The sequence below is a fragment of the Streptomyces sp. NPDC054975 genome (assembly GCF_053609105.1).
In genome coordinates this window covers 105,379-124,552 of sequence record NZ_JBSGWV010000005.1, presented here as the reverse complement: position 1 = coordinate 124,552, position 19,174 = coordinate 105,379, and the positions used below count along the sequence as shown (strand labels likewise).

General features: G+C 69.6%; 14 protein-coding genes. 8 read left to right on the top strand and 6 right to left on the bottom strand.

Going from position 1 to position 19,174, the window contains the following annotated elements; translation table 11 throughout:
• Positions 1–61: 61 nt before the first annotated feature.
• Positions 62–769 (bottom strand): PspA/IM30 family protein, encoded by a 708-nt coding sequence (locus ACWF79_RS08570; RefSeq protein ID WP_453727298.1) that lies wholly within the window; start codon positions 767–769, stop codon positions 62–64.
• 35 nt (positions 770–804) lie between these two features.
• Positions 805–2,877, bottom strand: coding sequence for a TPM domain-containing protein (locus tag ACWF79_RS08565; protein WP_453727459.1), 2,073 nt, complete (start codon positions 2,875–2,877; stop codon positions 805–807).
• 159 nt (positions 2,878–3,036) lie between these two features.
• Between ACWF79_RS08565 and ACWF79_RS08560 the strand changes: the two genes are divergently transcribed.
• Positions 3,037–4,056: a hypothetical protein gene (locus ACWF79_RS08560; RefSeq protein ID WP_453727297.1), complete on the top strand. Its 1,020-nt coding sequence runs from the start codon at positions 3,037–3,039 to the stop codon at positions 4,054–4,056.
• A gap of 112 nt (positions 4,057–4,168) precedes the next feature.
• Here ACWF79_RS08560 and ACWF79_RS08555 read toward each other — a convergent pair whose 3' ends face one another.
• Genes ACWF79_RS08555 through ACWF79_RS08540 form a run of 4 tightly spaced genes read right to left on the bottom strand, consistent with a single transcriptional unit; the run spans position 4,169 to position 7,932 of the window.
• Positions 4,169–4,939: a succinate dehydrogenase/fumarate reductase iron-sulfur subunit gene (locus ACWF79_RS08555; RefSeq protein WP_453727296.1), complete on the bottom strand. Its 771-nt coding sequence runs from the start codon at positions 4,937–4,939 to the stop codon at positions 4,169–4,171.
• Positions 4,936–6,819 (bottom strand): fumarate reductase/succinate dehydrogenase flavoprotein subunit, encoded by a 1,884-nt coding sequence (locus tag ACWF79_RS08550; protein ID WP_453727295.1) that lies wholly within the window; start codon positions 6,817–6,819, stop codon positions 4,936–4,938. Before ACWF79_RS08550 ends, ACWF79_RS08555 begins: the two co-directional genes overlap by 4 nt.
• A gap of 1 nt (position 6,820) precedes the next feature.
• Positions 6,821–7,657, bottom strand: a complete 837-nt coding sequence (locus ACWF79_RS08545) for a hypothetical protein (RefSeq protein WP_453727294.1) — start codon at positions 7,655–7,657, stop codon at positions 6,821–6,823.
• A gap of 47 nt (positions 7,658–7,704) precedes the next feature.
• A complete protein-coding gene (locus tag ACWF79_RS08540; protein ID WP_453727293.1) occupies positions 7,705–7,932 on the bottom strand; it encodes a hypothetical protein in 228 nt (75 codons plus the stop codon).
• Between the two features lie 264 nt (positions 7,933–8,196).
• Here ACWF79_RS08540 and ACWF79_RS08535 point away from each other — a divergent pair, with 264 nt between their 5' ends.
• The 7 genes from ACWF79_RS08535 to ACWF79_RS08505 all read left to right on the top strand — a co-directional run bounded on the left by ACWF79_RS08535 (position 8,197) and on the right by ACWF79_RS08505 (position 19,160).
• Positions 8,197–10,704: an ABC transporter substrate-binding protein gene (locus ACWF79_RS08535; protein ID WP_453727292.1), complete on the top strand. Its 2,508-nt coding sequence runs from the start codon at positions 8,197–8,199 to the stop codon at positions 10,702–10,704.
• Positions 10,705–11,018: 314 nt separating this feature from the next.
• A complete protein-coding gene (gene typA / locus ACWF79_RS08530) occupies positions 11,019–12,920 on the top strand; it encodes a translational GTPase TypA (protein ID WP_453727291.1) in 1,902 nt (633 codons plus the stop codon).
• Between the two features lie 411 nt (positions 12,921–13,331).
• Positions 13,332–14,951, top strand: coding sequence for a peptide ABC transporter substrate-binding protein (locus tag ACWF79_RS08525; RefSeq protein WP_453727290.1), 1,620 nt, complete (start codon positions 13,332–13,334; stop codon positions 14,949–14,951).
• A gap of 128 nt (positions 14,952–15,079) precedes the next feature.
• The gene (locus tag ACWF79_RS08520) at positions 15,080–16,009 is read left to right on the top strand and encodes an ABC transporter permease (protein ID WP_453727289.1); all 930 of its coding nucleotides are present in this window, start codon (positions 15,080–15,082) and stop codon (positions 16,007–16,009) included.
• Positions 16,002–16,946 carry an ABC transporter permease gene (locus ACWF79_RS08515; protein WP_453727288.1) on the top strand — a complete coding sequence of 315 codons (945 nt, stop codon included), beginning with the start codon at positions 16,002–16,004 and terminating at the stop codon, positions 16,944–16,946. Before ACWF79_RS08520 ends, ACWF79_RS08515 begins: the two co-directional genes overlap by 8 nt.
• Before the next feature lie 14 nt (positions 16,947–16,960).
• Positions 16,961–18,019, top strand: a complete 1,059-nt coding sequence (locus ACWF79_RS08510; protein WP_453727287.1) for an ABC transporter ATP-binding protein — start codon at positions 16,961–16,963, stop codon at positions 18,017–18,019.
• A complete protein-coding gene (locus ACWF79_RS08505; RefSeq protein ID WP_453727286.1) occupies positions 18,012–19,160 on the top strand; it encodes an ABC transporter ATP-binding protein in 1,149 nt (382 codons plus the stop codon). The genes ACWF79_RS08510 and ACWF79_RS08505 overlap by 8 nt, the downstream gene beginning before the upstream one ends.
• Positions 19,161–19,174: the final 14 nt, after the last annotated feature.

Below are 19,174 nucleotides of genomic sequence, written 5' to 3'. Positions count from 1 at the left end.
CCCGCGGGCGCGGTCGAAGAGCCTCCGTGCCCGCAGACGAGCCCGGGCGGCGGGCCGGGAGCTACTTCTTGAGCGCGGCGAGCCGCGCCTCGATCTCCGCGGTGTCGCCGAGCGCGTCCAACTGCTCGAACTGGGCGTCCAGCGAGGAGGCGGCCAGCTCCTGCTTGCCCATCGCCTTCGCCTCCTCGCGCCGCACCTTGTCCTCGAAGCGGTTCAGCTCGCTCGTGGGGTCCAGGACGTCGATGTTCTTCACGGCGTCCATCATCGTGTTCTGCGCCTGCGCGGTCCTGGCGCGGGCCACCAGCTCGTCCCGCTTCGACTGGAGCTCGCCCAGCTTGGTCCTCATCTGGTCCAGTCCGCTCTTGAGCTTCTCCACCACCTCGGTCTGCGCCGCGATCGTCGGCTCGGCCGTCCGGGCCTCCTTCTCCGACTGGAGCTGGCGCCCAAGCGCCACCTTCGCCAGCTGGTCGAACCGGTCCGCCTCCGCCGTCTGCCCGGCGGCACGCAGCTCGTCCGCCTTCCGGCTCGCCGCCAGGGCCTTCTCGCCCCACTCCTTCGCCGCGCCCACGTCCTCCTGGTGATCCTGCTCCATCAGCCGCAGATTGCCGATCGTCGTCGCGACCGCCTGCTCGGCCTCCGCGATGTTGTTGCTGAAGTCGCGGATCAGCTGGTCCAGCATCTTCTGCGGGTCCTCGGCCTGGTCAAGGAGCGCGTTGATGTTGGCCTTCGCCAGCTGGGTGACACGGCCGAGGATGGTCTGCTTGCTCATGGTCCTTCTCCTTGCGCACGAGGGGACTGAAAAGGTCAGAAACGGCCGCCGCCGCCCAGCCGGCCGCGCGTTCCTCCACCACCGAAACTGCCGGGTCCCCCGCCGAACCCGCCCCCGCCGAAACCGCCACCGAACCCCCCGCCATGGCCGCCGCCTCCCCTTCCACCGCCGAACAGTCCGCCGAGGATGATGCCGCCGAGCACCGCACCGCCGAGCCCGCCGCCGCCCCCTCCCACCCCTGTCGCACCGCCCAGGCCGTTCGGGTTCCCGTACGTACGGACGTCCTGCTCGGCGAGTTCCTGCGCGCGCCCGGCCAGCGCGTCGGCCTGCTGGGCCTCGGCGAGCGCGGACCGCGGGTCGTCGGCGGCCGCGAGGGCCCGGGCCTTCTCCAGCCGTCGCTGCGCCTCGGTCAGTCGGGTCCGGGCCTCGCTGCCCACGGCGCCCCGGTGCGTCGTGATGTAGTCGGTGGCCGCCCCGATCGCGGAACGGGCCGTCAGCATCACCTGATCGAGGAGCGCGCGGGCGCGCCGCGTGTCCGACTCGCGCTCCCGCGCGCCGGCCAGCGCCTCGTCGAGCGCCGCATCGGCCTCCTCGACCCGCCGCAGCGCGTCGAGCGGGTCGTAGCGGCCCGCGTCGACCGTCCGGCGTACGTCGGCGACGACGGACTCCGCCCGGGCGATACGGCCCTGGAGGTCGGCGGTGGAGACGCCCTCGGCCGTGCCCTGGAGCAGGCCGCGTGCGTCGGCGAGGTCCGCCTCGGTCTCGGAGAGCGCGGTCGGCAGCTTGCCCACGGCCTCGGCCAGCTCCTTCGCCCGCCGGTCCACGGCCTCGGTCAGCCGGGCCGCCTGGTCGACGGCCCCCTCGGCCGCCCGAATGTGGACCGCCGCGACGCCCTGGTCGCCGGAGCCGACGGCCTGCCGGGCCTGGTTCAGATGGGTGGTCGCGAACACCAGCCGGTCCTTGGCCTGTTCGGGGTCGCCGGCCACCGGCGAGGCGGCCGACTCGGCGTACCGCTCCCGCATCGCGGTGAGCGCCGCCTCCGCCGTCACGACCCGGCCGCTCTGCTCGCGGAACGCGGCCTCGGCGTGGGCGAGCGCCTCGGGGGCGTTGCGCTCCAGGGCGCGGAGCCGGTCGAAGTCCTCCGACTCGGCGTCGAGCCGGGCGTTCGCATCCCCGCAGCGCCGGACGATCTCGTCCAGCATCGAGCGGCGGGTCGCGTCGTCCTCGGGGAAGGCGTCGTCGAGCTTCTGCCGCAGCCGGAACGCGGCCGTCAGCTCCTCCTTGGCGAACGCCACCGCTTCGGTGAACGGGCGGGCCGCCTCCTCGCCGAACTGGGCCGTCGCGAAGCCGAGTTCCTCCTGGCTCGTGCGGACGGCGTCGTCGGTGTCGACCAGCGTCCGGCGTGCCTGCGCGTCCAGCTCGTTCAGCGGCGGCTGCGCGGGCTCCTTCGGGGCGCCCCAGCCCGGCCCTGCCTGCGGCTTCGGCGCACGGCCCGCGCCGGTCCCGCGCCTGCGGCGGGTCCAGGCGTACGCCGCGACGGCACCGGCCCCGCCGACGAGGACGACGGGGAGGACGAGGTCGGTCGCCGACGTGCCCTCGTCCGCGGCGCCGCCGGGGTCGGCGGGCCCGGGGGTGAGGGTGGGCGTGGGCACGGGCTGTCCGGCGAGGACGGCGCCGTAGCCGTTGGCCGCGCCGATCGCGGCGCCCGCCCAGTCGTTCTGCCGTAGCGCGGGCTCGATCGCGGTCCGCGCGACATCGTCGAGCTGTGCCGAGGTGAACCGGGAGTCGGGGTCGGCCGAGTAGCCGTACTGACGGTCGTGCGTGGCCACCGCGAGCAGGAGGTCGTCGACACCGAGGCCGTTACGGGTGGCGGTGGCGTCGGCCCAGCTCTGGGCCGAGCGCCCGGAGAAGTCCCGTACGTACACGACGAAGAGCTGCACCCGCCGGTCGTCGTAGAGCTGGTCGAGGGCCTGGGTGACCGGGGCCCGGCGGTCACCGAGCGCACCCACCTTGTCGGTGATCTGCCCGTCCCGGGAGAGCACGACGGGGTCGTCGGCCCGGGCGCCGTGAACGGCCGGCACGACCAGCCACCACGCCGCCACCAACATCGCGAGAAGGGCTCGGGTGGCTGTTCGCGTCACATGGGGAGGTTATGTCCCGATCTGCCGGTTCGCGACCCCGGCGGAAACCATTCTCCACAGGCTGACGTCACTGTCGGTAGCCGCCGCTACGGTGGTGATCACAGCGGTACGGATCTGGGGGTTCGGATGAGCGAGCGTGTACGTCTCTGGTGGCGGCGGGGCCGATGGGTCGCGCTGGTGCTCGCCCTGCTGCTGATCGTGCCGCCCACCGGTGCCGCGCTCGCCCTCCGGCTGAACTACACCGGGGACCTCCGCTCCGGCACGCTCAGCCGCGGCAAGGACGCGATCTGGCTGGGCCACGCCTGGGTGGACGGCCGGAAGAAGGACGCCGATCTCACCGCCTTCGCCGCCCGGATCAAGGGGACGGGGATACGGGACCTGTACGTGCACGCGGGCCCCCTGGAGCACGACGGCACCCTGCCCGCCGCCCGCTACCCCCGGGCGAAGTGGCTGATCGACGCCGTCCACCGCACGATGCCCGGGATACGGGTGCACGCCTGGCTCGGGGACATCCTGGCCACCGAGGGCCCCGACGGGCTGCGCCTTGAGGACGCGGGCTCGAGGGCCGCCGTCGTGGGCTCCGCCCGGCAGATCCTGGACGCCGGCTTCGACGGGGTCCACTTCGACCTGGAGCCCCTCCTCTCGGACGACGCGAACTACCTGTCCCTCCTCGACGACCTCGGCGAGCTGACCCGGGCCCGCAAGGCCCCGCTCTCCGTCGCCGCCCACCAGATCGACCCCCTGCCCGCCCTGCACTCGGTGAACGGCGCGGTCAGCGGCAGCGAGAAGTGGTGGTCGCAGGAGTTCTTCGGCCAGGTCGCCCGCCGCGTGGACCAGATAGCCGTGATGTCGTACGACACCTGGATGCCGCTGGAGGGGATGTACGGCGGGTACGTCGCCCAGCAGACGAGCCTCGCCCTGGAGGTCACGCCCGAGACCACCGACCTGCTCATGGGCCTGCCGTTCTTCCACGAGGACGACATCGGCCACCACGATTCGGCCGAGACCGTCGCGGCCGCGATCCGCGGCACCCGGCTGGGCCTGGGCCGCACGGACCACGACCGCGAGCGGTTCGGGGTCGCGCTCTACGTCGACTTCGCCGCGAAGGAGGAGGACTGGACCGCCTACCGCCGCGACTGGCACTGAACGGTCACGGGCAGGCGCGCGGGCGCGGCATCGGCGACGGACGCGGACGGGTGCGCGGCCTCGGCCACGGACGGGGGCACGGCCCCGGGCGCGGCCACCGACTGCCCGCGCCCTACGCCCCCCGTCGCCGGATCTTGTTGCCCAGCCAGACCAGGGGGTCGTACGAGCGGTCCACGACCCGCTCCTTCATCGGGATCAGAGCGTTGTCGGTGATCTGGATGTTCTCCGGGCACACCTCCGTGCAGCACTTCGTGATGTTGCAGTAGCCGAGCCCGTGCTCCTCCTGCGCCGTCCGCTTACGGTCGAGGCCGGTCTCGGCCGCCGCGTCCAGCGGGTGCATGTCCAGCTCGGCGACCCGCATCAGGAAGCGCGGCCCGGCGAACGCCGTCTTGTTCTCCTCGTGGTCGCGCACCACATGACAGGTGTCCTGGCAGAGGAAGCACTCGATGCACTTGCGGAACTCCTGGGACCGCTCCACATCCATCTGCCGCATCCGGTACTCGCCCGCAGCCACGCCCTCGGGCGGCACGAAGGCCGGGATCTCCCGCGCCTTCGCGTAGTTGAAGGACACGTCCGTCACCAGGTCGCGCACCACCGGGAAGGCCCGCAGCGGGGTGATCGTGAGCGTCTCCGCCCGGTCGAAGGTCGACATCCGCGTCATGCACAGCAGCCGGGGCCGGCCGTTGATCTCGGCGGAGCACGAACCGCACTTGCCCGCCTTGCAGTTCCACCGCACGGCGAGGTCCGGGGCCTGGGTGGCCTGCAGCCGGTGGATGATGTCGAGCACCACCTCGCCGTCGTTCACCTCGACCGTGAAGTCCGTCAGGTCACCGCCGTCGGTGTCGCCCCGCCACACCCTGAAGTGCGCGTCATAGGTACTCACTCGTACAGCTCCTCCTCGGCGAGGTACTTGACCAGCTCCTCCTTCTCGAACAGGGCGAGCAGGTCCGCGCGGATGGGTTCCGTCCGGGTCCGTTCGAGCGTGATGCCGTCGTCCGAGGGGTGGCAGAGCAGGTTCACCGCTCGCCACTCCCGCTCCATCGACGGGTAGTCCTCCCGGGTGTGCCCGCCCCGGCTCTCGGTCCGCTCCAGCGCCGCACGGGCCACGCACTCGCTCACCAGGAGCATGTTCCGCAGGTCGAGCGCCAGGTGCCAGCCCGGGTTGAACTGCCGGTGCCCCTCGACCCCGGCCCGCCGGGCCCGTACGCGCAGCTCGGCGATCCGCTCCAGGGCCTCGGCCATCTCGCCCTCCCGCCGGATGATCCCGACGAGGTCGTTCATGGTCTGCTGGAGCTCCTGATGGAGGGTGTACGGGTTCTCGGCGGACGGTTCCTCCGCCGCGCCGAACGGTGCCAGCGCCTCGGCGGCGGCCGCCTCGACCCCCGCCTCCGTGACCGCCGCGCGTGGGGCGGACGCCGCGTACTCCGCCGCGTGCCACCCCGCCCGCCGCCCGAAGACGAGCAGGTCGGAGAGCGAGTTGCCACCCAGCCGGTTGGACCCGTGCATGCCGCCCGCGACCTCACCGGCCGCGAAGAGCCCCGGGACGCCGACCGTGGCCGCCGTGTCCGAATCGACCGCGACACCGCCCATCACGTAGTGACAGGTCGGCCCGACCTCCATCGCCTCCGCCGTGATGTCGACGTCCGCCAGCTCCTTGAACTGGTGGTACATCGACGGCAGCCGCCGCTTGATCACCTCGGCCGGCATCCGGGTCGACACGTCGAGGAACACTCCGCCGTGCGGCGAGCCGCGCCCCGCCTTCACCTCGGAGTTGATGGCCCGTGCCACCTCGTCGCGCGGCAGCAGCTCGGGCGGGCGCCGGTTGTTGTCCGGGTCCTCGTACCAGCGGTCGCCCTCCTCCTCCGTCTGCGCGTACTTCTCCTTGAAGACGTCGGGCACGTAGTCGAACATGAACCGCTTGCCCTCGGAGTTGCGCAGCACCCCGCCGTCCCCGCGCACCGACTCGGTGACCAGGATCCCCTTCACCGACGGCGGCCAGACCATGCCGGTCGGATGGAACTGCACGAACTCCATGTTCACCAGCGGCGCTCCCGCGAGCAGCGCGAGCGCGTGCCCGTCGCCCGTGTACTCCCAGGAGTTGGACGTCACCTTGAAGGACTTGCCGATCCCGCCGGTCGCCAGGACGACGGCCGGCGCCTCCAGGACGAAGAAGCGGCCGGTCTCCCGCTCGTAGCAGAACACCCCCGCGACCCGCCCCGACTCGTCGCGCAGGACCTGGGTGACCGTGCACTCCTGGAAGACCTTCAGCCGGGACTCGTACTCCCCGGTCTCCTGGAAGTCCTCCTGCTGGAGGGCGACCGTCTTCTGCTGGAGCGTACGGATCAGCTCCAGGCCGGTCCGGTCGCCGACGTGCGCGAGGCGCGGGTACTCGTGACCGCCGAAGTTGCGCTGGGAGATCCGGCCGTCCGGCGTACGGTCGAAGAGGGCGCCCCAGGTCTCCAGTTCCCAGACCCGGTCGGGCGCCTCCTGCGCGTGCAGCTCCGCCATCCGCCACTGGTTGAGGAACTTCCCGCCGCGCATGGTGTCGCGGAAGTGGATCTGCCAGGTGTCGTGCGGGTTGGCGTTGGCCATGGAGGCGGCGATTCCGCCCTCGGCCATCACCGTGTGGGCCTTGCCGAACAGCGACTTGCAGATGACGGCCGTCCGCGCGCCCCGCTCGCGCGCCTCGATGGCGGCCCGCAGCCCGGCGCCGCCCGCGCCGACCACGACCACGTCCCACTGCTGCCGCTCCACTCGCGTCATGTCAGAAGATCCTCGGGTCGTCGAAGGTGCCGGTGGCGAGCAGGTACACGTACAGGTCGCAGACCGCGACCGAGACCAAGGACGTCCAGGCGAGCAGCATGTGACGGGCGTTCAGCCGGCCCACCAGGCTCCACATGCGGTAGCGCACCGGGTGCCGGGAGAAGTGCTTGAGCCGCCCGCCGACGATGTGCCGGCAGGAGTGGCAGGAGAGGGTGTACGCCCAGATCAGCACGATGTTGACCAGGAAGATCACGGTCCCCAGGCCCGCGTGGCCCCATGCGTAGGACGCGTCCCGGAAGGTCAGCACGGTGTCGTACGTGAGGATCGCGGCGACCGGCAGCGCGGCGTAGAAGAAGTACCGGTGGATGTTCTGCAGGATCAGCGGGAAGCGGGTCTCGCCGGTGTACGTCCGGTGCGGTTCGGCGACCGCGCAGGCCGGGGGAGAGGCCCAGAAGCCCCGGTAGTACGCCTTGCGGTAGTAGTAGCAGGTCAGCCGGAAGCCGAGCGGGAAGATCAGGATCAGCAGGGCGGGGGAGAGGCCCCACCAGCTGCCGAAGATCTCCCAGTTGGGGCCGTCCTTCATCGGGACGCAGTTCTCGGCCAGGCAGGGCGAGTAGAACGGCGAGACGTAGGGGGCCGCGTAGTAGTCGCTGTTGGCGAAGGCACGCCAGGTGGAGTACGCGACGAAGGCGAGCAGCCCGGCGGCGGTGACGGCGGGCGCCAGCCACCACCGGTCGGTCCGGAGGTGGCGCGGTGCGATGGCCGCACGGGAAGGGGAGTGCACGCCGGTGGCGGGCACCCCCCTTCCGGTGGGCGGCGGTTCGGTTCCTGTGGCCAAGATCGGTCTCCTGGGTCCGGGATCGGTCCGGGATCGTCCGGGATCTCCTAGGGCGCGTGCCGGTCGCGTGCTCCCAGGCCCTCGTCGTCCGAGTCCGTCCACAGCCCGCTGTCGTACGGGGTGTCAGGGATGGTCACGAGGTTCTCGGGGCGGCCCGGGGGCGCCGTCGGCACGCCGCTCCGCTCGGCCGCGATGCTGCGTTCCAGTTGTCCGACCGTGCGGACCAGCTCATCGAGGCAGCGCTTGACGGCCGCCAAATCGTCCTGAAGGGACATGGATTGCCCTCACTTCCGCGAATGCGGGTGGCGAACACGCGATGAGGGGAGAGTGTCGCGCGTCACATCCCGCTTGTGAAGCCATGTGTACGGGATTCCACTCGTCCGGAGAGCGGCGCCGCCCGGCGGTTGGGCCGCACGGGTGGGTTTGCCCCGCCCTGCCGCCGTGTCGCCGTGGCCGGATCCGATCCGTGCTTTTCAGTGTATGAGCAATCGGTGTGATCATCGCCAAATGCCATAAAACTGGACGAAGGGGTACAAGTCATGTCCCAGGTCGGCGCCCCTCGCGGGAGGACATGCTCCAGGAGCCCCCGCTCCCGCACGCTCCGCTCCGTCGCCACGCTCACCAGCGCCGTGCTGGCCATCTCGGTCCTGGCCGGATGCAGCTCCGCCGACGAAGCGGACGAGGCTCCGGCCGCCGCCCCGGACCACGCGCCCGCCGCGCGGGACCGGGTGAAGGACGGGGGCACCCTGAACTGGGCCGTGGACGCGATGCCCACCACGCTCAACGCCTTCCAGGCCGACGCCGACGGCGCCACCTCCCGTATCACCGGGGCCGTCCTCCCCGCCCTCTACACCCTCGACGAGCGCGGCAGGCCCCAGCGCAACGCGGACTACCTGGAGTCCGCGCAGGTGGTCGAGACGGAGCCCAAGCAGGTCGTCCTCTACAAGCTCAACCAGCAGGCCGTCTGGACCGACGGCCGCGAGATCGGCGCCCCCGACTTCGTGGCCCAGTGGCGCGCCCTGAACGGCCGGGACACCGCCTACTGGACCGCCCGCAACTCCGGCTACGAGCGGATCGAGAAGATCGAGCGCGGCAAGAACGACCTGGAGGTGCGGGTCACCTTCGGCAAGCCGTACGCCGACTGGCAGTCCCTCTTCACCCCCCTCTACCCGAAGGAGGTGATGGGCTCCCCGAACGCCTTCAACGACGGCGCGCGGACCACCCTGAAGTCCACCGCAGGACCGTTCCTGCTCAAGACCGCCGACCGCAAGGCCGGCACGGTCACCCTCGCGCGGAACCCTCGCTGGTGGGGCCAGGCTGCCAAGCTCGACCAGCTCGTCCTGAAGGCCGTCGAGCGCGAGGACCGCGTCGCCGCGCTCGCCGACGGCAACCTCGACCTGGCCGAGATCGACCGGGCGGCCGCCGACCGCATCGCGCTCGCGGTACGGGACGCCCGCGCCGGCCAGAGCGGCGCACAGGCCCTTCCCCACGGCCCTGGCTCCGCGATCACGCCGTCGGCGGCCCTGAAGTCCTGGGCGCTGGCGAACGGCTCCGACGAGGAGAAGGCGGAGATCGTCCAGGCCGCCCGCGAGGAGAACCAGAAGGCGATCGAGCGGTACGCGGCGGAGCAGCGGGCGCTCGCGAAGTTCGTGGTCCGCAAGTCGCTGGAGCCCGCGTACACCCAGCTCTCCTTGAACGGCGAGTCCGGTCCGCTCGCCGACGAGCGGGTACGGCGGGCGGTGGCCCGCACGCTCGACCGGCAGGAACTGGCCGAGGTCGTCCTCAAGCCGCTGGGGCTGCCTGCCCGGCCGCCGGGCAGCCACCTGGCCCTGGCAGGGCAGGCGGCGTACGCGGACGGCAGCGACGCCCTCGGCGACCAGGACACCCAGGAGGCGCGGGCGCTGCTCGCGGACGCCGGGTGGGTGCCGGGCGGCGCGGCGAAGAAGCCGGCGGGGACGAAGGCCGGCAGTGAGGCCGACAAGGAGAAGACGGACGCCGAGAAGAAGAAGGACGGCGCGGAGAAGGCGGACGGCGCCGAGAAGGAGAAGGACGGCGCCGACAAGAAGACCGACGCCGAGAAGAAGGCCGACCCCGACAAGAAGGTCGACCCCGACAAGAAGTCGTCCGACAAGGCCGGGAAGCCCGAGGCCGACGCCGCCTCCGACGAGGGCCTCTACATCGTCGGCGACGACAAGCCGGGCGGCACCGCCGCCCGCGTCGACGACAAGGCGGGCGAGCCCGCGATCGGCGCCGGAGGCCCCGAGAACGGCACCAACATCCTCGCTCCCGCCCCGGGCGCCGCCCTGCAGAACGTGGCCCTGCTGCGCCAGGCCGCCCTGCTCGACACCGGCACGAGCCGGGACGCCGGGACCGAGGCCAAGGCCCAGAACCCGGCCCGCCCCGACAAGGGCGTCGCCGGTGCCTACGCCCCGCGCGGCACCGCCGCCCCCGCCGTGCCGGCCGCCGCCACCCAGGCCCTCGGCAAGGACGGCAAGCCGCTCAGCCTCCGCTTCGTCCTGCCCTCGGGCCCCGGCTCGGAGTCGCTCCGCGCGGTCGGCGACAAGATCGTCCGGATGCTCGACGAGGTGGGGATCCGTACGGAGATCACCAAGGTCGCCGACGAGAGCTTCTTCAAGGACCACATCGCCGCCGGCGACTACGACCTCGCCCTCTACTCCTGGCCCGCGACCGCCTTCCCGGCGACCGACGCGCGGCCGATCTTCGCCAAGCCCGAGCCGGCCTCGGACGGCTCGCTCCTGGTCGAGCAGAACTACGCCCGCGTCGGAACGGACCGTATCGATCAACTGTTCGACCAGGCGGTGGCCACACTCGACGAGAAGGAGGCCCGCGACCTGGTCCGCCAGGCCGACGCCCGGATCTGGGCCGCTGCCGGATCGATTCCCCTCTATCAGCGCCCGCAGCTGGTGGCCGCCAAGCCCGAGCTGGTGAACGCCGGCGCCTGGGGCTTCGCCACCCCGCGCTACCAGGACATCGGCTACAAGAAGCCGGAGACGGCGAAGGGCGCGGAACGCAACAGCAACAAGTAGCCGAGAAACAGGCGAAACCGCAGGTCGCAACCTCAGAGTCCGCTCAAGTTCCTTGCCCGCCGGTGCCCCCGGCGGGCAGGATCGCGTCCGGCCCCTTGACCCGGCCCGTTCCGCACGCTCGGTGCCCCCACCCCCCTCGCCGCCACACGGCAGCACCGAGGCCTCGAACCCCTCAGTAGACCCTCTCGAATCCGGGCGGGGAAGCCCCTTGCGCGGCGGCCCCGTACCATGGGACATAGCCGTGGCGCGTCCGCCCGGCGGGCGTAAGAGGAACTGACGCCGCATCCCACGATCCGAGAGAAGCGCAAGCACCCATGCCCACGCGCCACGACATCCGTAACGTCGCCATCGTCGCCCACGTCGACCATGGCAAGACGACCATCGTCGACGCCATGCTCAAGCAGGCCGGTGCCTTCGCCGCCCACCAGCAGCTCGACGACCGCATGATGGACTCGAACGACCTGGAGCGTGAGAAGGGCATCACGATCCTCGCCAAGAACACGGCGGTGAAGTATCACCCCAAGGACGGCGGGGCCCCGATCACGATCAACATCATCGACACCCCCGGCCACGCCGACTTCGGTGGTGAGGTCGAGCGCGGTCTGTCGATGGTCGACGCGGTCGTCCTGCTCGTCGACGCTTCCGAGGGTCCGCTGCCGCAGACCCGGTTCGTGCTGCGCAAGGCCCTCCAGCAGCGCCTGCCCGTCATCCTCTGCATCAACAAGACCGACCGTCCGGACTCCCGGATCGACGAGGTCGTCAACGAGACCTACGACCTGTTCCTCGACCTGGACGCGGACGAGGACCAGATCGAGTTCCCGATCGTCTACGCCTGCGGCCGTGACGGCGTCGCCTCGCTGACCAAGCCGGAGGACGGCACCGTCCCGGCCGACTCCACCAACCTGGAGCCGTTCTTCTCCACGATCCTCGAGCACGTCCCGGCCCCGGTGTACGACGAGGAGGCGCCGCTCCAGGCCCACGTCACCAACCTCGACGCCGACAACTTCCTCGGCCGTATCGCGCTGCTCCGTGTCGAGCAGGGCGAGCTGCGCAAGGGCCAGACGGTCGCGTGGATCAAGCGGGACGGTTCGATCTCCAACGTCCGCATCACCGAGCTGATGATGACCGAGGCGCTCACCCGCAAGCCCGCCGAGGTCGCCGGCCCCGGTGACATCTGCGCCGTCGCCGGTATCCCCGACATCATGATCGGCGAGACCCTGGCGGACCCGGAGAACCCGATCGCGCTCCCGCTGATCACGGTCGACCAGCCGGCCATCTCCATGACCATCGGTACGAACACCTCGCCGCTCGTCGGCCGCGGTGGCACCGGCAAGGGCGCGGACGCCAAGGCCGCGGTCAAGGACCGCAAGGTCACCGCCCGCCAGGTGAAGGACCGCCTGGACCGCGAGCTCGTCGGCAACGTCTCGCTCCGCGTCCTCGACACCGAGCGTCCCGACGCCTGGGAGGTCCAGGGCCGTGGTGAGCTCGCGCTCGCCATCCTGGTCGAGCAGATGCGCCGCGAGGGCTTCGAGCTCACCATCGGCAAGCCGCAGGTCGTCACCAAGGAGGTCGACGGCAAGATCCACGAGCCCGTCGAGCGTCTGACGGTCGACGTGCCCGAGGAGCACATGGGCGCGGTCACGCAGCTCATGGGTATCCGCAAGGGCCGTATGGACAACATGTCGAACCACGGCTCCGGCTGGGTCCGCATGGAGTTCGTCGTTCCCTCCCGTGGCCTCATCGGCTTCCGTACGGAGTTCCTGACCAACACCCGCGGCACGGGCATCGCCCACTCGATCCACGAGGGCCACGAGCCGTGGTTCGGCACCCTGACCACGCGTAACAACGGCTCCCTGGTCGCCGACCGCGCGGGCGCGGTCACCGCCTTCGCGATGACCAACCTGCAGGAGCGCGGTGTGCTGTTCACCGAGCCCGGCACCGAGGTGTACGAGGGCATGATCGTCGGCGAGAACTCGCGCTCCGACGACATGGACGTGAACATCACCAAGGAGAAGAAGCTCACCAACATGCGCTCCTCCTCGGCCGACTCCTTCGAGGCGATCGTGCCGCCGCGCAAGCTCTCCCTGGAGCAGTCGCTGGAGTTCTGCCGCGACGACGAGTGCGTCGAGGTCACCCCGGAGGCCGTGCGCATCCGTAAGGTCGTCCTGGACCAGAAGGAGCGCGGCCGCACCGCGTCCCGCGCCAAGAACGGCTGACACGTCGGCTGACGCCGACTCAGACACAAGGCCCGGGCCCCCGCAGTCACTGTGGGGGTCCGGGCCTTTCGTCAAATCCATTTCATGGGCGGGGTGTCCGGATATCGGCCGTCGCTCTCCGGAACGTGTGTTAACGGTCCGTTTCGCGGGTGTCTGTCTGTGATCGCTTTGTCCGGATTTCGGTCTCATGACCCCCGGTGATGTTGTCAAACCGAGACCACTTAAGTGTGGTTTACAGCCCTGGCGTACTTAATAGTTGGCTCCATTGAGCTCGGGTCAATGGGTCACGCACTGTGGGGAGTGCCGACTCACGAGCACACTCGGGGCACATGAGTACAACGCCGTCAGGGGTGTCGGCGTACTCGGAAGTGCCCTTCTTGTAGTGACAAGTGGACTCATGAGGAGGAACCCATGCGCGGTGCCAAGAGCGCCAAGTGGGTAGTGGGCGCGACCATCGTGGCCCTGGCAGCGACCGCCTGTGGCGGCGGCAGTGGCAGTGACAACGCCTCGAAGGAGAAGGGCAAGCCCGAGGGCTATGTCTCGATCGACGTCGGTGAGCCCCAGAAGCCGCTGATCCCGGCCGACACCAATGAGTCGCTCGGTAGCTACGTCATCCAGTCTGTCTTCACGCAGCTGCTGGACTTCGACGCCCAGGGCAAGATCGTCTACACGAACGCCGAGTCGATCAAGACGACCGACTCGAAGACCTGGACGGTCAAGCTCAAGCCCGGCTGGAAGTTCCACGACGGCACCCCCGTCACGTCGACGTCCTACGTCAAGGCGTGGAACTGGTACGCCAACATCGAGAACAAGCAGCAGAACGCCTTCTGGTTCGAGGACATCGCCGGCTACGCCGACGTCCACCCGGAGAAGGGTGCCCCGACCAAGAAGGAGATGTCGGGCCTGAAGGTCGTCGACGACACGACCTTCACCATCGAGCTCTCCAAGCCGGTCCCGTACTTCGAGTACAAGCTCGGCTACACGACCTGGGCCCCGCTGCCCGAGGTCTTCTACAAGGACACCAAGGCGTTCGGCCAGAAGCCGATCGGCAACGGTCCCTACATCTTCGAGAAGTGGGACCACAAGAAGCTCATCCAGGTCAAGGCCAACCCTGACTACCTCGGCCCGAACAAGGCCAAGAACAAGGGTGTCCTCTTCAAGAACTACGCGACCGTCGAGGCCGCGTACCAGGACCTCCTCTCCGGCAACCTGGACATGATCCGCCAGGTCGGCCCGAAGGACCTGCCGAAGTACAAGCAGGACCTCGGCGACCGCGCGATCGAGCAGCCGTACGCGGCCATCCAGAGCCTCGTCCCGACCTTCTACTCGAAGACCTTCAAGGGCATCAACCCGAAGGTCCTCCAGGGTCTGTCGATGGCGATCGACCGGGACACGATCACGAAGACCGTGCTCAACGGCACCCGCCAGCCGGCCACCAGCTTCATCCCGCAGGGTGTCGCCGGTAAGCAGGACCTCGGCAGCGACGTCTTCAAGTTCAACCCGGCCAAGGCCAAGCAGCTCGTCACCGAGGGCGGCGGCGTTCCGGACAACAAGATCTGGATCCAGTACAACGCCGACGGCGGCCACAAGGAGTGGATCACCGCGGTCTGCGAGTCGATCCGCAACTCCACGGGCGTCGAGTGCATCCCGGACGCGAAGCCGGACTTCCAGACCGACCTGGAGGCGCGCGACAACAACCAGGTGAAGGCGATGTACCGCGGTGGCTGGGTCGCCGACTACCCGGTGAACGTCAACTTCATGCGTGAGCTCTACGGCACCACGGCCGAGGCGAACAACGGTCGCTTCTCGGACCCCGAGGTCGACGCGGCGTTCAAGAAGGGCGACAACGCGAAGTCCCTGGAAGAGTCGATCAAGCTCTACCAGGAGGCCGAGAAGCTCGTCCTCACCAAGATGCCGGCGATCCCGCTGTGGGAGTACAAGATCAACGGTGGTCACTCCGACGCTGTCGAGAACGTGACCGTCGACTTCCACGGTGACTTCAACGTCTACGAAGTCACCGTCAAGAAGTAACGAGCCCTACGGGCCCACCCCCACTCGGCCGTCACCCCGCCACCGCAACTGGCGGTAGGCCCCCGGGGCCGCTTCCCGCATCCAGGAAGCGGCCCCCGGGGCTGTAGGTATTCATATCGGAGGCAAACATGGGGCGTTATGTCGCGCGGCGACTGCTCCAGATGATCCCGGTCTTCATCGGATCAACCTTGCTGGTCTTCTCCATGATGTACGCGCTGCCCGGCGATCCCGTGCGCGCGCTCGCCGGAGAGCAGACCGTCGACCCGGCGCAGATCGCGGCGATGAAGAAGGAACTCGGGCTCGACCAGCCGCTGCTGGTCCAGTACGGGACCTATCTCGTCAACCTGCTGCAGGGCGACTTCGGCACGCAGATCGCCAGCGGGCGACCCGTCGCCGAGATCATTTCGGACGCGTTCCCGATCACGATCCGACTCACCCTGTTCGCCTTCACCTTCACCGCGCTCGTCGGTATCTCCCTCGGTGTCCTCGCCGGGCTGAAGGCCGACTCGCTCCGGGACCGCGGTCTGCTGGTCCTGACGCTGCTCCTGATCTCCGTGCCCTCGTTCGTGCTCGGTTTTCTCGCGCAGTACTTCTTCGCCCACCAGCTCGGCTGGGTCGACCCCAACGTGAGCGCCCTGGCCGAATGGGGCGAACTCGTCCTGCCGGCCATCGTCCTGGGCTCCTTGTCGTTGGCGTACGTCGCCCGGCTCACCCGTACCTCGATCGCGGAGAACCTGCGCTCCGACTACATGCGCACCGCGGTGGCCAAGGGCCTGCCGCGCCGCCGCATCATCGGTGTCCACCTGATGCGCAACTCCATGATCCCCGTCGTCACCTTCCTCGGCACCGACATCGGCGCCCTGATGGGCGGCGCCGTCGTCACCGAGGGCATCTTCAACGTCCAGGGTGTCGGCTACAACGTCTTCTCCGCGCTGAAGACGCGTGAAGGCTCCACCGTCGTGGGCATCGTGACCCTGATCGTGGTCGTCTACCTCGTCACCAGCCTGCTCGTCGACCTGCTCTACGCGGTCCTGGACCCGAGGATCCGTTATGCCTGAGGCACTCAAGGAAGCCGTCACCGAGCAGACCTCGACCGAGGCGGCCGCCGCCGCGCCGGCCGACAAGCGGGAGAAGCCGCGCAGCCTCTGGTCGGACGCCTGGCACGACCTGCGTCGCAACCCGATCTTCGTGGTCTCCTCCGTGCTGATCGTCGTCCTGCTGACGATGGCGCTCTTCCCCGGCCTGTTCACCAGCGCCGACCCGCGCCACGCGGACCTCGCCAAGCACTACCTCCAGAAGCCGAACTGGGGAAGCTTCTTCAGCGAGGACTGGTTCGGCTACGACATCCAGGGCCGGTCGATCTACGCGCGCGTCATCTACGGTGCCCGCGCCTCGATCGCCGTCGCCGTCGTCGTCACCCTGCTCGTCACCATCCTGGGCACGGCCGTCGGCATGCTCGCCGGCTACTTCGGCGGCTGGCTGGACACGATCCTCTCCCGCGTCACGGACATCTTCTTCGGCGTCCCCTTCATCCTCGGCGCGATGGTCGTCCTGACCTCCTTCGAGGAGCGCCACCTCTGGGTGGTCATCGCGGCCCTGGCCTTCCTCGGCTGGACCCAGATCGCCCGTGTCGCCCGCGGCTCGGTGATCACCATCAAGCAGGCGGACTACGTGATGGCGGCCAAGGCGCTCGGCGCCTCCACCACGCGGATCCTGCTCCGGCACATCCTGCCGAACGCCATCGCCCCGGTGATCGTGGTCGCCACCATCGCGCTCGGCGGCTACATCTCGGCGGAGGCGACGCTCTCCTTCCTGGGCATCGGGCTCGCCGAGCCGACCGTCTCGTGGGGTGTCGACATCTCCTCCGGTCAGGAGCAGCTGCGTAACGCCGCGTTCGTCCTGATCATCCCGTCGGTCATGGTGTCGATCACCGTTCTGGCGTTCATCATGCTCGGCGATGCGGTCCGCAGCGCCCTCGACCCCAAGCTGCGCTGAGGAGGGCGTACAACGTGAGCACTATCGACAAGACCGCGAGCGTCCCCGCCCCGCGCGGCGGCGACGAGCACACCGGCCCGCTGCTCGAAGTCCGTGACCTGCACGTGGAGTTCCACACCCGCGACGGTGTGGCCAAGGCGGTCAACGGTGTCAACTACAGCGTGAACGCGGGCGAGACGCTCGCCGTGCTCGGCGAGTCCGGGTCCGGCAAGTCCGTCACCGCGCAGGCCGTCATGGGCATCCTCGACATGCCGCCCGGCAAGATCCCCAAGGGTGAGATCTTCTTCCGCGGCGAGGACATGCTCAAGATGTCCGGCGAGGAGCGCCGGAAGATCCGCGGCCGGAAGATCGCGATGATCTTCCAGGACGCGCTGTCCTCCCTCAACCCGGTCCTCTCCGTCGGCTACCAGCTCGGCGAGATGTTCCGGGTGCACCACGGCCTCTCCAAGAAGGAGGCCAAGGCCAAGGCCATCGAGCTGATGGACAAGGTCAAGATCCCGGCCGCCTCGGCCCGGGTGAACGACTACCCCCACCAGTTCTCCGGCGGTATGCGCCAGCGCATCATGATCGCGATGGCGCTCGCCCTGGAGCCCGACCTGATCATCGCGGACGAGCCCACCACGGCGCTCGACGTGACCGTCCAGGCCCAGGTCATGGACCTGCTCGCGGAGCTCCAGCGCGAGTACAACATGGGCCTGATCCTGATCACCCACGACCTCGGCGTCGTCGCCGACGTCGCGGACAAGATCGCGGTCATGTACGCGGGCCGGATCGTCGAGACCGCCCCCGTCCACGAGCTGTACAAGCGTCCGGCCCACCCGTACACCCGGGGTCTGCTCGACTCGATCCCGCGCCTGGACCAGAAGGGCCAGGAGCTGTACGCGATCAAGGGCCTGCCGCCCAACCTGCTCCGGGTGCCCACCGGCTGCGCCTTCAACCCGCGCTGCCCCAAGGCCGACGACATCTGCCGCACGGAGATCCCGGCGCTCGCGCCGGTCACCGAGCAGGACGGCACGGAGCTGCCCGGTCGCGGCAGCGCCTGCCACTTCTGGAAGGAGACGATCCATGGCTGAGCTCAGCAAGAAGGACGACGCCGCGGACGCGACTCCGAACGTCACCGAGGTGCACGAGGCAGAGGTCGCCGGCGAGGCGGAGGCCGTGGCCGCCCTCGACGCGCCGGTCGAGCGCGGTGAGCCGATCCTGCAGGTGCGCAACCTGGTCAAGCACTTCCCGCTGACCCAGGGCATCCTGTTCAAGAAGCAGGTCGGCGCGGTCAAGGCCGTGGACGGGGTCTCCTTCGACCTCTACCAGGGCGAGACCCTCGGCATCGTGGGCGAGTCCGGCTGTGGCAAGTCCACGGTCGCCAAGCTGCTCATGACCCTGGAGCGGGCCACCGCCGGCGAGGTCTTCTACAAGGGCCAGGACATCACCAAGCTGTCCGGCCGCGCGCTGAAGGCCGTCCGCCGGAACATCCAGATGGTGTTCCAGGACCCGTACACCTCGCTGAACCCGCGTATGACGGTCGGCGACATCATCGGCGAGCCCTTCGACATCCACCCCGAGGTGGCCCCGAAGGGTGACCGGCGCCGCAGGGTGCAGGATCTGCTCGATGTGGTCGGTCTGAACCCCGAGTACATCAACCGCTACCCGCACCAGTTCTCCGGCGGTCAGCGCCAGCGCATCGGCATCGCCCGGGGCCTCGCGCTCAACCCCGAGATCATCATCTGCGACGAGCCGGTCTCCGCCCTGGACGTCTCCGTCCAGGCGCAGGTCATCAACCTGATGGAGAAGCTGCAGGACGAGTTCAACCTCTCCTACGTCTTCATCGCCCACGACCTGTCGATCGTCCGGCACATCTCGGACCGGGTCGGCGTGATGTACCTCGGCAAGATGGCCGAGATCGGTACGGACGCGCAGATCTACGACCACCCGACGCACCCCTACACCCAGGCGCTGCTCTCGGCGGTCCCCGTTCCGGACCCGGACGCCCGTGAGGGCCGCGAGCGGATCATCCTCACCGGTGACGTCCCCTCGCCGGCCAACCCGCCGTCGGGCTGCCGCTTCCGCACCCGGTGCTGGAAGGCCGAGGAGAAGTGCTCCACGGAGGTCCCGCTCCTTGCGATCCCCGAGCGTTTCCAGGGTCTGGACACCCCGGCCGCGCACGAGTCGGCGTGCCACTTCGCCGAGGAGAAGGACGTCGTCCACGCGGTGTAGCACCGTCAGCCGTC